The sequence below is a fragment of the Candidatus Nitrosocosmicus sp. R genome (assembly GCF_054408505.1).
The window spans coordinates 1,174,627-1,187,450 of sequence record NZ_CP167090.1; the positions used below are offsets into that span (position 1 = coordinate 1,174,627).

13 protein-coding genes and 1 pseudogene are annotated in these 12,824 nt (G+C 35.6%); 9 read left to right on the forward strand and 5 right to left on the reverse strand.

What is annotated here, in order from left to right:
* The first annotated feature begins 50 nt into the window (after positions 1-50).
* From AAGU22_RS06145 to AAGU22_RS06160, 4 genes are all read left to right on the forward strand, one after another.
* Positions 51-1,118 carry a galactose-1-phosphate uridylyltransferase gene (locus AAGU22_RS06145; RefSeq protein WP_458721316.1) on the forward strand — a complete coding sequence of 356 codons (1,068 nt, stop codon included), beginning with the start codon at positions 51-53 and terminating at the stop codon, positions 1,116-1,118.
* Between the two features lie 75 nt (positions 1,119-1,193).
* Positions 1,194-1,610, forward strand: a complete 417-nt coding sequence (locus tag AAGU22_RS06150) for a hypothetical protein (RefSeq protein ID WP_458721317.1) — start codon at positions 1,194-1,196, stop codon at positions 1,608-1,610.
* Positions 1,611-1,637: 27 nt separating this feature from the next.
* On the forward strand, positions 1,638-3,146 hold the full coding sequence (locus AAGU22_RS06155) for a UDP-N-acetyl glucosamine 2-epimerase (RefSeq protein ID WP_458721318.1): 1,509 nt from the start codon (positions 1,638-1,640) through the stop codon (positions 3,144-3,146).
* Positions 3,147-3,194: 48 nt separating this feature from the next.
* Positions 3,195-3,869: a hypothetical protein gene (locus AAGU22_RS06160; protein ID WP_458721319.1), complete on the forward strand. Its 675-nt coding sequence runs from the start codon at positions 3,195-3,197 to the stop codon at positions 3,867-3,869.
* A 48-nt stretch (positions 3,870-3,917) separates the two neighbouring features.
* On the opposite strand, the gene endA is transcribed toward AAGU22_RS06160, so the two are convergent.
* The 3 genes from endA to AAGU22_RS06175 all read right to left on the reverse strand — a co-directional run bounded on the left by endA (position 3,918) and on the right by AAGU22_RS06175 (position 5,996).
* Positions 3,918-4,469, reverse strand: coding sequence for a tRNA-intron lyase (gene endA, locus AAGU22_RS06165; RefSeq protein WP_458721756.1), 552 nt, complete (start codon positions 4,467-4,469; stop codon positions 3,918-3,920).
* Positions 4,469-4,900 (reverse strand): hypothetical protein, encoded by a 432-nt coding sequence (locus AAGU22_RS06170; RefSeq protein WP_458721320.1) that lies wholly within the window; start codon positions 4,898-4,900, stop codon positions 4,469-4,471. The genes endA and AAGU22_RS06170 overlap by 1 nt, the downstream gene beginning before the upstream one ends.
* Positions 4,901-4,979: 79 nt before the next feature.
* Entirely contained in the window at positions 4,980-5,996 is a 1,017-nt protein-coding gene (locus AAGU22_RS06175; protein WP_458721321.1) for a homoserine dehydrogenase, read from the reverse strand.
* Between the two features lie 155 nt (positions 5,997-6,151).
* On the opposite strand from AAGU22_RS06175, the pseudogene trxB reads away from it, so the two are divergent.
* A pseudogene (gene trxB, locus AAGU22_RS06180) lies at positions 6,152-7,140 on the forward strand (thioredoxin-disulfide reductase).
* A gap of 65 nt (positions 7,141-7,205) precedes the next feature.
* Here the strand turns inward: trxB and AAGU22_RS06185 are convergent.
* Positions 7,206-8,222 carry a PLP-dependent cysteine synthase family protein gene (locus AAGU22_RS06185; protein ID WP_458721322.1) on the reverse strand — a complete coding sequence of 339 codons (1,017 nt, stop codon included), beginning with the start codon at positions 8,220-8,222 and terminating at the stop codon, positions 7,206-7,208.
* A 1-nt stretch (position 8,223) separates the two neighbouring features.
* Positions 8,224-8,481: a sulfurtransferase TusA family protein gene (locus AAGU22_RS06190; RefSeq protein WP_458721323.1), complete on the reverse strand. Its 258-nt coding sequence runs from the start codon at positions 8,479-8,481 to the stop codon at positions 8,224-8,226.
* A gap of 280 nt (positions 8,482-8,761) precedes the next feature.
* Here AAGU22_RS06190 and serB point away from each other — a divergent pair, with 280 nt between their 5' ends.
* The 4 genes from serB to AAGU22_RS06210 are packed head-to-tail and all read left to right on the forward strand — an operon-like array spanning position 8,762 to position 12,813.
* Entirely contained in the window at positions 8,762-9,406 is a 645-nt protein-coding gene (gene serB, locus AAGU22_RS06195) for a phosphoserine phosphatase SerB (protein ID WP_458721324.1), read from the forward strand.
* Between the two features lie 25 nt (positions 9,407-9,431).
* Positions 9,432-10,229 carry a coenzyme F420-0:L-glutamate ligase gene (gene cofE, locus AAGU22_RS06200; protein WP_458721325.1) on the forward strand — a complete coding sequence of 266 codons (798 nt, stop codon included), beginning with the start codon at positions 9,432-9,434 and terminating at the stop codon, positions 10,227-10,229.
* 52 nt (positions 10,230-10,281) lie between these two features.
* Entirely contained in the window at positions 10,282-11,220 is a 939-nt protein-coding gene (gene meaB / locus AAGU22_RS06205; protein WP_458721326.1) for a methylmalonyl Co-A mutase-associated GTPase MeaB, read from the forward strand.
* Positions 11,221-11,226: 6 nt separating this feature from the next.
* Positions 11,227-12,813 (forward strand): acyl-CoA mutase large subunit family protein, encoded by a 1,587-nt coding sequence (locus AAGU22_RS06210; protein WP_458721327.1) that lies wholly within the window; start codon positions 11,227-11,229, stop codon positions 12,811-12,813.
* The last annotated feature ends 11 nt before the right edge of the window (positions 12,814-12,824 follow it).

A 12,824-nucleotide genomic window follows, 5' to 3' on the forward strand; every position in this document is an offset into this window, starting at 1 on the left:
ATGCATAATACTTATTTAAAGCAATTTGGTGAACTTTTTAGGTAGAAAAATTGTCAGAATTAAGAAAGGATTATTATGTTCAAGATAAGTTTGTTTTAATACCTAATAATATTGATAATGCGAACAAAAAACCTGAAATCAATTACAATAAAACGCAATCTGCTCCTGTTACTAGCAGTCAAGTATGTCCATATTGCACTGGATCTACCGGGGATTGTGACAATCTTGTATTATCTTTTGTAGTCAAGGAAGGAATATTGCAGAGACTTTATGATACAACCGATGATGAGAATGAGAATTGGTCGATCCGAGTTTTTGAATGCACGAATCCCCTAGTGACCGCGCACTCAAATCAGCAGTATTCAGATCGTCCATTCTATAGGGAGCCAGCATGTGGATATGACCTTATTATCGTTCCAACCCCAAATCATGATATCGCTCTTTCAGAATTGTCCATCGATCAATGGACCAATCTGTTGTTGGTACTTCAGGACAGGGTAAGATGGTTATACAGCCAGCGGGGTGTGACATATGTTGCTATATATGCCAGCCGTGGGACTAATGGGGGTAGTAAAATAAAACATCCTCATTTTCATATCACGACATTTTCTTCAATCCCTCCTATTATCGAAAAAGAAGCGAAAACCTTTCACCAATCCATGAATGAAAGCGGTAGTTGTCCTGCCTGTAGTATGATAGAGTCTGAAATTAACGGTCCCAGACAATTATTCTCTACTAATGGTTTCATAACCTTAGTTCCATGGGCGCCCACCTATAATTACGAATTTTGGATTTGTCCTCGAAAACATTCTACCTTTTTTTCAAAAGCAAGTCAGAAGGAAATAAATGATCTAGCCTTGGTGATTTGTTCATCCTTACGAGGGATGGATAGGATACTGGGTAAAACCGATTTTAGCATGGCTTTTCATATTTCACCTGAGAAAAAGAATAGTAGGCAATTACACTGGCACATAGAAGTATATCCTCTAATCTCCTCTTGGTCTGGTTTGGAAAGAGGGTTTGGGATATACGTAAATACACCAAATCCCGAAGATTCAGCTAAAATTTTGGGAGAAGCTTCAAGAAAAGAATTGGCAAATTTGATTGGGGTACATTAACATTCTCTTGTAACAATATTAAAATATTGTATCTTTCAAAATGAAATTATAGAAATGTTAAGGGCCGGAGAGTGGTTGTCAATTGCAGTTTTGGGTCTGGTAGTTTTATTCATATTTAACTCAATTGCCTTCTTCACTTTTTTGATTGGTCCTGAGAGAAGTGGCCCAACAACTACCGTCGATCCATCCACTGCTTTTCTCCAATTCATATTCATTTCACTAGCACCCGCAATCGGACTTTCATTTTTTACAAACGTGCTATCCGAAGGGTCACGATTATCCTCCTTACTAGTATTAGCATCTGGAATTTGCTTAATATTCGGGATGATCTATATAACTACATTGATCCCTTTGATAACTGAAATTGATTTACCATCATGGGTTGTCTATGCACCTTGGGTATTTTCAATTTTTGGTATACTAATGGTAGCTATGGGTTACATAAACTATAGAAAGAGTCTGTATATGTCCGCCAAAAATGCTAGGATCTAACTACTTGGAAATGGCGATAGATTAGTCATGGGAAATGATAAACAATTGACTAGTAAAATTAATGGAGCAAATCAGAAAGATATTAACAGAAAGTTTGATACACTTTCAATAGACAAGGAGTTTCTTCCAATTAGGATCAACAATCTTAATTTAGAATCGATTTTTTCGAAGGATAATGAATTTAATAAAGCTTTGGCTATTGTAATAGGCACTAAACCAGATTTTTATAAGCAAGCTCCTCTCTTGATAGAGTCAATTAAAGAGGGTTTACCTTCATTTATTATTTCTACAGGACAGCATTACGATGAATTGCTAGGCTATGGGATTAAGGAATTTGACCTTGAAAATTCAATAGTTTGCGATTTGCAGATACGTGGGGACTTGATGGAAAAATCTAGCGATTTAATCATGAAATTTGGGTATTTTGGTAGATATTTGAAAAAAAGATACTCAAGCAACCGAATTCTACCGATTGTTCATGGTGACACTTTGGTGGCAGGAATTGCAACTTTGTCTTGGGTTTTTGGACTAGGACAAAAAGTCGGACAAAATGAGGCTGGACTCAGATCAATGAGTCCAACTATTATAAAAGATATAAAGATGAATGTAAATCCTAGCCATTCCGATGTAGAAAAATTCATTACGAACCAATTGTCCTCATCATGGTTCCTAACTAGGGAGGAACCGTTTCCCGAACAAATTGATACTTGGGTATGTTCTTCAGGAACAAAGTTTTTTTTTGTTCCCACTAAACTAAATAAAGAGCATTTACTTAGGGAAGGATATCCAGACGAAGATATCCATATAGTTGGGAATTCAGTTGTAGATGCTATTGGCATCAAAAGAATGAAGAAACCTGAGAATAGCATTTTTGAAATATATCCTAAATTAGAATCCGGAAACTGGATCAGAATGGATATTCATCGCAGGGAAAATTTAACGAACCATAGATTTAATGCTATAATAGGGGGGTTGAGTGATTTGATAAAGGATTCGGAATTTAAAGTAGTTTTAGTCTTGTTGAATGCTACCATATCTGCACTATACAGGTTTGATCTTTATGATAAACTTAAATATCTGGAAAATACTTATCCTGAAAAGTTTATGATTACTGAATTATGGAGGGAATATGGCCACGTAGTAGAGTTTCTGGACAGTGGAAAATGTTGGGCAGAGATTACTGACTCGGGATCATTGCAAGAAGAGTTATTATATTTCCCAAAAGTTAGCTCCTTTACCGTAAGATTCAATACCGATCGGCCAGAAACGGTCTTTGACGCTAGAGGGAATCTTTTAGTTCCTCCGATAAACCGAATGTGGTTACCGAGAATGATAACTACAATATATGAAAAAGGAGTGGATTATGGATTTAATTTTAAAAAGAAAAAACAAATTTATGGAAAACCTGGAGAAGTATCCAAAAAAATAGTTAGAATAATGAAGAAGGAATTTGAGAATAGAGAAAGTAACTTTTTTCCTTGGTTACATCAAAGGTTTAACTATTGGCACGAGAAGGATGATTTTGACTATCTTTAATTTGGTCAAAAGCAAATAGTTATATAATTATGAATTAGAAAATTTTTATTGGCCTCCGATACGAAGTTCAGGATTAACCTAAAAGAAGGTGTTTTTGAACTTGAAGGAAATGAATCATTCGTAGATAAACATTTAGAAAAGTTTGAAGAAATTTTCAAGGTTGCTATTAAGGAGGTCATCATTAATAACAAGGACAATATGCTTAATTACACAACTACGCCATCTAACGCAACTGTAGACAATGTTCCAATCCCACTTGAGAATTTTTCTTCTCAAGAATCTAGAACTCATTCATCGAAGCCTAAGGACTTAAATTCAGAGATTGATGATATTAAAAGAGAACTACCACTCTCAGGCAAGACTACAAAGCATTCGATACCAAAGATCTCTATTAATATACCTCCCCTTCCTGTAGACTTGAAACAAAATCATGAAAAAATTGGCCTCAGAGATTTTTATGCAGAGAAAAAACCTACGAATCACTACGAAAAAACTACTTTGTTCGTCTTTTATTTAACCAACTATAATAAACAACAGGAGATTAAATACGGAGAGATACTCTCATGTTATGAAGAAATCAACGAAAAAAAACCAAGTATCATCGATATTGTGAAAAATTCTATAAGGTACAAAGGATGGCTTGAGCCTGGTATTGATAAATTGTCAACTCGATTAACAATTTCCGGTGAGAACTTTATAAAATTTGATTTACCAAAAACATGATAAGATTCTGAATTAATATCCGTATGACCATACTTTAATCAGAATATATTAAGCTCTCCACCAGTCAAAGCCTATGAATTTGATGGAATCGTCCGATAAATCAACAATTGCTAAAATGAATTGCTTTTTAACAGTGGTTGCGAGCCTTCCTGCAAGTACTATATCTATGCTTGTAATATTGTCATTTTGTTTCAATACCTTTACGAGAAATGGTGCATGATCGATGCCAGGTCCATGAATATAAACAGCAAAGTCGCAACCAAATTTTATACCTGGGCTTACAATATAGCCTTTATCTCTCAAATTTTCAAATACCACATACTTGACCTCAAAGTTAACATATTGTTTCTTACAAATTTTTAGGATTTCTTTTGGTTCAACATTTGTGGCAGAATCTTTGAAAATTTTGAGCCGATTTTTATTACAAAGATAGTACCCCTCAATGAGATCGAGTACTATCGGTGCATCAAATTCCGAATTTTTAGGTTTAGATATTCCCAATGGCTTACCAAAATATCCATCACCAAACAAAGCTCGTGATTCTAAAATATCATGAATGAATATTCTATTTTCGACTAGTTGACCAGTAAAAGGAATTATCAAATGCTTAATGCTAGTATTGTAAAAGAGTTAAAAGCTTGTTGAGATTTGTCGACCATCCATTTCAACCCCAGTTCAAAATTTAGTTTAATGATTTTTGGCTCTATATTAGACAATCTAAAGGAGATCCCACTGATAAAACCAGAAAATTCATCAATAAAATAAGCAGTTCTTAAAAGGTTTTCTCTATAGGTCATTAAACTGCCAACAGCTATTACCTCTCTAATGATTTGTTTTGTCAGCACCATTATCTCGTTTTCAACGATAATCATCTTATTAGATGATTCTCTAATTTCATCCTCGTTATCTTGGATAATAGCATCAATCATCATCGCTAATTCTCGAGAAAAATTCAGAATCTTATTTGTCTCTTCTTGTAGTATTGCATTTGTTTTCCTCTTTGCTTGGACCTCTAGCTCACCGCTATACATTTATTAGTTACAAAAGCTCGCCTGTTCATATAATTCTTTATTATAAACTGTCTGAAGACTGACAAGACAGGTCAAAACTTTAATTAAGCTGATAATTGGTGAAGTTTTCTTTGATTTCTATGAGATCCCTTAAAATAGAACTAGCAGTTTCCATGCCTCCAGCTCCTTTTCCTATTATCGTTTGCGCTCCAGAATGTTCCGATCTAAAAGTAACAGCGTTCAAAGTCCCGTTAACACATATTGGATCATCTTTTGATATTGGAATGGGTCTAACGAAAAGACTATCCTTGTCACAATTGGCAATTAATTTTAATGATTTCCTTTCCCTAGCTGCCTTAATTATTTCTTCTTGAGCTACTTTAGTAATCCCTGTTTTGTCCACATCCTTTAAAGTTACTTTGTATCCCATAATCCAGTTAGCCATTATGACTAATTTAGCTGCCGCGTCATCTCCATCAATATCCAAAGAAGGGTTAGCTTCAGCATATCCTTTCTCCTTAGCATCTTCTAGTGCTTCACTAAAATGCAATCCTTCACCCATTTTAGTTAAGATATAATTTGTTGTCCCATTTAATATTCCTGTAAAGGATGTAATTCTGTCCCCTTTTAGACAATGTTTTGCAAAATCCAGTACGGGTGTGCCCCCCCCTACTGTTCCACTAAATCTTAACATAACGTTATTATATTCAGATAGTTCAACTAACGAGGAAAAGGATAAAGCTAATGGTCCCTTATTTACAGTAATAACATTCTTTTTAGTTCTTAATCCTGAGATTACATGAGACAACCCTGGTTCGGCTGTGGTTAAGTTGGTAGGGGTAAGTTCTAGTAAGACTTCTGCGTCAATATTTTCAATATAATTATCAGCATTAAATATTGATTCAGAATACTTGCTGACTTCGCCATATTTTGCCTTAACCATTAGAACTCTCTCCAAATCTAAGCCAGTTTGAGAATATGCAACTCCCTTGCTGTCTATGCATGCCACAACCCTTGGTTTAATCCCATAATTCTTATATAATAAGTTCGAACTAGAAATCAGTAACCTTAGAAAACTTTGGCCTACAACCCCCATTCCACATACTATTATTCTCATTAAAATTATCCTTTTATCATTATAATTAGGTGAATATAATAAAATTTGTATTAGAAAATTATCACATTAACTGTGCTAAAATCGGGATAGTAATAAAACAAGGTCCTAATACATTAATAAATGAAATTCCAGGTCTATTAATTATGACACTGTCTATGGATCGATTTGAAAATGAAAAAGATAAAGCTAAAAAAAATCATACTCCAGGTAACTCCGAAGAGAATCACTTCGATGTTATAATAATCGGCTCTGGACCAGCCGGATACACGGCATCTATTTATACATCCAGAGCAAAATTAAGGACCATTGTAATCTCGGGCAGTTTACCTGGTGGGCAATTGATGACCACTACAGAAGTTGAAAATTATCCAGGATTTCCAAATGGGATAAATGGACCAGATTTGATGACAAATATGCAACAACAATCAGAAAGGTTTGGAACTACTATGCTCATCGACGAAGTCACAGGAGTGGATTTTAATTCTAGACCATTTAAGATTTTTACCAGCTCATCCGCCTACACGTCTGATACAGTTTTAATTAGTACTGGTGCCACTCCTAGAAAATTGGGAATTAAAAGCGAACAAGAGTTTTCTGGAAAGGGCCTATCTTATTGTGCGACTTGTGATGGGCCATTTTTTAAGAATCAAGACATTGTAGTTGTGGGCGGCGGGGATACTGCTCTGGAAGAAGCAACGTTTTTGACCAAATTTGGTAAAACAGTTAAGGTTGTTCATAGACGTGACAATTTACGTGCAAGTAAAATTTTGCAAGAACGTGCCTTTGAAAATCCAAAAATTGAATTTATTTGGAATTCATCTATTAGTGGTATCACAGGAGACAAGAAAGTCTCCTCCGTAGTCGTTAAGAACATGAATACCGCTGAAGAAAAAAATTTAGAAGCGGGTGGTGTTTTTGTTGCAATAGGTCATGAACCAAATACACTATATTTAAGGGACAAGTGGACCTGGATGAAAAAGGATATGTAATAGTTCAGAATGGTACAAGGACAAACGTCGATGGTGTTTTTGCAGCTGGCGATGTTCATGATTTTAAGTACAGACAAGCGATAACTGCTGCTGGATTTGGCTGTATGGCTGCTCTAGACATTGAAAAATGGTTGTCTGAAAAAAATAATAAATAAAAAATCCTCATATTTCATTTTTATACCATCGTAGCCAATAATTGTTAAATTTTATCCGCTTGTTACTACTGGTATGCTAGTTTTGGCAAAAATCCATTGTTATTCAAGTAATTTTCAAATTCCTCGTCTGTAAATACCGATTGTTCTTTGTACAAACTTTTGAACTTGCGACCGTCATCGGCGAATATACCCACAAAAACTTGGTCCTTGCCTGTGGTCTCTAGAGCCCGCTCCATCATGCTGGCTAAAACAGAGCCAGAAGATGGTCCAACTAACATATTTTCATTCAGCGCAATCTGCTTTACCATTCTAAATGATTTTTCGTTCGTTGCTGTATACCAATCATCTACCACTTCTTCACGCCTTAAGAAAAGCTCTGGCTTCGCTGATTCTTCAAAGTTTCTTAACCCTTGAAGCAGATGATTTCTCTGTGCTTGAACAGCAACTACTTGGATTTGATTGTTCTTTTCTTTCAAGAATTTTCCAGTTCCAGTTATTGTACCTCCTGTTCCAGCGCCGGTGAAAAAATGAGTTATTTTTCCATTGGTTTGTTCCCATATTTCGGGTCCGGTACTTTGAAAATGAGAAAGATAATTAGAATCATTTTCGTACTGATTTGGCATATAGTAAACATCTGGTCTTGGTTTGGAAATAGCGTAAGCAAGGGCTATGCTCTGATCCGTACCAGCACCTACTCGGGGGCACAAATCATCTGAGGTCTCATGTAATACAGCTCCTAATTTTCTAAGAATATCCTTAGTTTCTTTACTTACTTTTTCAGGAATTACAATCTCGACCTTATAACCCAAATAAGATGCGATACCTGCTAAAGCAATGCCGGTGTTTCCTGATGTAGGTTCAATAATTATACTTTTATCTTTTCTAAGAATTTTTTTTTCTTCAGCATTTTTTATCATCCAATAGGCTGCTCTATCTTTTACTGACCCAAAGGGATTATACCATTCAAGTTTTGCGTAGATTTTTACATTATTCGTTGAAAAGCTTTTCAATTGTATTAGTGGTGTATTTCCGATTCTATCAGTTACATTATTAGATTCTGAATAGGTAGTCGAAGCTGTCATCCTACTTTGCCTTTTTAATTGTAAATTCTAAATCTTTATTTGATTTGTTTAAAGATAACAATTCATGACCGTTCCTGTTAACCCATCTAGAAATGTCATCCTCTGAATCTGGATCGTCAGAAACTACTTTTAATAAATCACCTTTGGTCATACGTTCAATTTCAATTTTAGTTCTAAAAACTGGTTCAGGGCAATAAAGGCCCCTTACGTCAATAGTTTTCATACTAGACTTTATGTTATCGTCAGGATTGGAAGACATAGTTAAATAAAGGCATTTGAACTTAATTAAATGTTTTTGCGAAATATACGAGGGATTATTTATTGATTTCAGCCTCTAATAGACCTAAAAATCTCTTAATTATATTAAACGAGAAAGTGAATTTTTGATGACTGTTTAAGTCAATATTCAATTCCCGTTAATTGACTAACCTCCTAAGTAAAATAGCAAACATGAAGTCATAACAACAATGATCGAAATAAATAGACTATTCTCTTCAATATCTTAATATTATGTATGGACAAGGAGAATGATTTGTGTTATGCTTGCTATATTTGACGTAGAGGGCGTATTGTTAAACGCTGAATATCTACCAGTTTTGGCAAATTTAATTGGTCCAGAAAAAGAAAAGGAAATTTGGGATATAACCAACAAAGGTATCCGCGGGGAAATTAATTGGGAGGAGGGATTAATAGAAAGGGTCCATGCATTAAGAGGCATAGGTTATGATCAAGCATCCAAGATAGCGCAGAATTTGGAGATAATGCCAGGAGCAAGAGAATTATGTTCTTTCCTAAAGGGACTGGGTTGGAAGTTAGTGGCCGTTTCGGGAGGGTTTAACATCATAACTGATAGACTATACTCTGAACTAAATATCGATAAAATATTTTCTAACGACCTTATCTTTAAAGACGACAAACTTTTGGACGTTACCATAAGAGTTACCTCAGATAAATCTGCAGCAGTAAGATCATATGTTGAAGAGAATGGCTTTTCGAGGGACGAGATAGTAGTCGTCGTCGATGGCGCTAATGATTTGAAGTTGTTTGATTTATCTTCTTTTACGGTAGGATTTTGTGCAGTGAAAGTAGTTCGTGAAAAATCAGATGTAGTTATTGACAAAAAGGATTTGTCTCTGTTAATCCCTATAATAAAAGAGAAATTCAAAATTAAGATTAATTCGTAACAAGAAAAGAATATGTGATTCTTTTTTGATTTCTATCATTCCAATACGTATAAATAAAAATATTGAACCCCACGATGACGTGTCAAAGGTAATTCTTGAATCATTACAATTGGACAATGTGCAGATCTGCGATCATGACATTATCGTGGTGGCTCAAAAAATCGTATCAAAATCAGAGAATAGATTGCGAGATTTAAGGAACATTATTCCTTCTCCAAAATCAATCCGGTTAGCTAATTTTCACTCTAAAGATCCGCGATTGATTGAATTAATTTTAAGTGAAACTACTAGGATAATACGCATCACAAAAAAACATTTAATAGTTGAGACCAAGCATGGATTTATTTGCGCCAATGCCGGAATAGATCAAAGTAATGTTTCTGAAGATTCTCAAAAAGCCCTTTTACTACCCGAGAATCCTGATATTTCTGCAAGAAACTTGAGGAAATCATTTTATAATATTTCTGGAAAAAAAGTATCTGTAATTATAGCCGATACTTTTGGTAGACCTTTCAGAACGGGTCAAACTAATGTTGCGATCGGGATTGCTGGCATTATCCCTTTAAAAAGTTACATCGGAATGAGGGATGAATATGGAAAAAAATTATTGGTAACAGAAATTGCCATAGCGGACGAACTTGCGGCAGCCGCTGAACTTGTAATGGGTAAGACTTTAAAGATTCCTGTGGCAATTATACGTGGTTACAAATATGAATCACTTTCATTAGAGGAAGACCACGGATTTAGCATAAAGGCACTGTTGCGCAGTGAACATGACGATTTATTTAGAAACCCAGATAATATGATACATTATTCTGATTGAATCAATCAAAGATTGCAAAATAATTTATTTCCAATACTTTTATCTCATCCCAATGGATGATATTGTTGAAGGCATATTAAATAAAAATAAAAGAATTATTGCACAATCCATTTCAAAGATAGATGACGAGGACCCATTAGCCCATGAAATATTAAGAAAAATTTATCCAAATACCGGAAAAGCTGTCACAATCGGATTTACAGGTCCTGCTGGTGCAGGAAAGAGTACTCTTATCGGAAAACTGATTTCTTATTTCAAGAATTTTGGTTTCAAAATTTCTATATTGGCCGTAGACCCTACAAGTTCTATTTCGGGGGGTGCTATTCTTGGTGATAGAGTCCGAATGCCTACAACCATGGACGATGACGATATTTTCATGAGGAGTTTGGGTTCAAGGGGAGCATCTGGTGGCATCTCTAAATCACTGCGAAATATAATCCGAATTTTAGATGCAGCCGGGTATGACCTAATAATAGTAGAAAGTGTTGGTGCTGGCCAGTTAGAAATCGAAATTTCAAAGGTTGTAAATTTAACGGTTGTAATTTTCAATCCCAACACCGGCGATAATGTCCAAGCGGTTAAAGCAGGATTAACTGAGATTGGAGACGTATACATCGTGAATAAATCTGACATAGAGGGCTCTAATACTCTGTATCTAACACTCCTAGATCTCATAGGCGAGTTACCTAGAAAACCATTAATTTTTAAAGTATCGGCTCATTCTGGGGAAGGACTAGATGTATTATCAAAAAAAATAAGAGATCTAATTATTACTGATGATTGGATTTCAAAAAAGAAGAAGAAGGAAAGGGAAGATTTAAAAACAGAGCTCAAATTGATGGTTTTAGACGAAGTGAGAGAAAAGTCTTTGCAAGTGTTGAACTCAAAAAACATGGAGATAAACAAGCTGGTCGACTCTATGTTAGACAAATCAAAGGATCCATATACCGCAGCAGAAGAATTATCTTTATTAGTATTTTCCAGTAAATGATCTGGTATGAGCGAAGACAAGAATTCGATCAAGACTGATTCTAATATTCCGGTAAAAAAGTATTATACGCCGGCCGATATCAAGAAAGAAAATGAATCTGACCCCGGTATTTATCCGTATCTGAGAGGAATTTACCCTACCATGTATAGGGAACGTCATTGGACAATGAGACAATACAGTGGATTTGGTAGTGCAGAAGAGACAAATAACAGATTCAAGTTTCTTTTAGGCCATGGTCAGACAGGTTTGTCTCTGGCCTTTGATTTACCTACTCAAACAGGGCGAGATTCAGATAATCCTCAATCGGAGGGCGAGGTAGGTAGAACAGGAGTAGCGATAAGCTCAATAGATGACATGTTAACTTGTTTTAAAGATATTCCGCTTGATAAAGTAAGCACCTCTATGACCATTAATTCCACTGCCGCAACGCTGCTTTCTTTGTACATTACAGTTGCAGAATCACAAGGTGTATCGCCCTCCCAAATTAGAGGAACCACTCAGAACGATATCTTGAAAGAATATCATTCGAGAAATACATACATCTACCCCCCCCGACCATCATTAAGACTTATTGGAGACATGATACAATATTGTTCAACTGAAGTATCTCAATTTTACCCAATTAGTATCTCTGGATATCATATCCGTGAAGCAGGTTCCAATGCAATCCAAGAACTAGCCTTCACTTTTGCAGATGCTATCGAGTACATTAATACCTGCGTGGAAAGAGGACTGGATATAGATAATTTTGCACCTAGACTTTCTTTTTTCTTTTGTTGTACTATGGAGTTTTTAGAGGAAGTTGCTAAATTCAGAGCAGCAAGAGTAATCTATTCTAGGATCATCAAAGAAAGGTATCATGCAAAAGATCCAAAATCTTCACATTTAAGATTTCATGTTCAAACTAGTGGGGAAAGTCTAACTGCACAACAAGTTGATAATAATATCATCAGAGTTACAACTGAAGCACTGGCTGCAGTTTTAGGCGGTTGCCAGTCCTTGCATACTAATTCCAGAGATGAGGCGTTGGCTTTACCTACTGAAGAGTCTGTTAAAATTGCTCTTCGAACTCAACAGGTGCTGGCCTACGAAACGGGAGTTACGAAAACAGTTGACCCATTAGCAGGCTCCTATTATGTCGAGTATTTAACCGAACAAATTATCGATGGGGTCAATTCTTACCTTGACATAATTGACAAGATGGGCGGAGCATTGGCAGCAATTGAGCGAAACTTTTTCCAGGAAGAAATTAGAAAAAATGCATATTCCCTAAAAAAAGAAATCGACAGTAGTGAAAGAACAATAGTAGGTGTAAATAAGTTTACAGACAAAAGTGACATCGAGCCAAAATTGGCTACCGTTGACCCTCAATTGGAAATAAAACAAGTAAATAGGCTAAAAGAATTTAAAAAGTCTCGCGATAATGTTGAGGTCCAAAACCAGATCTCTTCCTTGTTGTCTGCAGCCGAAAAGCAAGATGTTAATTTGATGCCATATTTAATATCCTGTGTTAAAAACAAGGTGACCCTTGGCGAAATTAACGATACATTTAAAGAGATTTTCGGGACTTATGTACCAAAAATCTCCTTTTGAGTATTCATCTT

What these genes read in the sequence shown, in the direction of transcription:
- AAGU22_RS06155 (WP_458721318.1), top strand. Translation starts at nt 1,638, where the DNA reads ATGGGAAATGATAAACAATTGACTAGTAAAATTAATGGAGCAAATCAG.
- AAGU22_RS06170 (WP_458721320.1), bottom strand. Translation starts at nt 4,900, where the DNA reads ATGTATAGCGGTGAGCTAGAGGTCCAAGCAAAGAGGAAAACAAATGCA.
- AAGU22_RS06175 (WP_458721321.1), bottom strand. Translation starts at nt 5,996, where the DNA reads ATGAGAATAATAGTATGTGGAATGGGGGTTGTAGGCCAAAGTTTTCTA.
- AAGU22_RS06185 (WP_458721322.1), bottom strand. Translation starts at nt 8,222, where the DNA reads ATGACAGCTTCGACTACCTATTCAGAATCTAATAATGTAACTGATAGA.
- AAGU22_RS06190 (WP_458721323.1), bottom strand. Translation starts at nt 8,481, where the DNA reads ATGTCTTCCAATCCTGACGATAACATAAAGTCTAGTATGAAAACTATT.
- serB (WP_458721324.1), top strand. Translation starts at nt 8,762, where the DNA reads ATGCTTGCTATATTTGACGTAGAGGGCGTATTGTTAAACGCTGAATAT.
- meaB (WP_458721326.1), top strand. Translation starts at nt 10,282, where the DNA reads ATGGATGATATTGTTGAAGGCATATTAAATAAAAATAAAAGAATTATT.
- AAGU22_RS06210 (WP_458721327.1), top strand. Translation starts at nt 11,227, where the DNA reads ATGAGCGAAGACAAGAATTCGATCAAGACTGATTCTAATATTCCGGTA.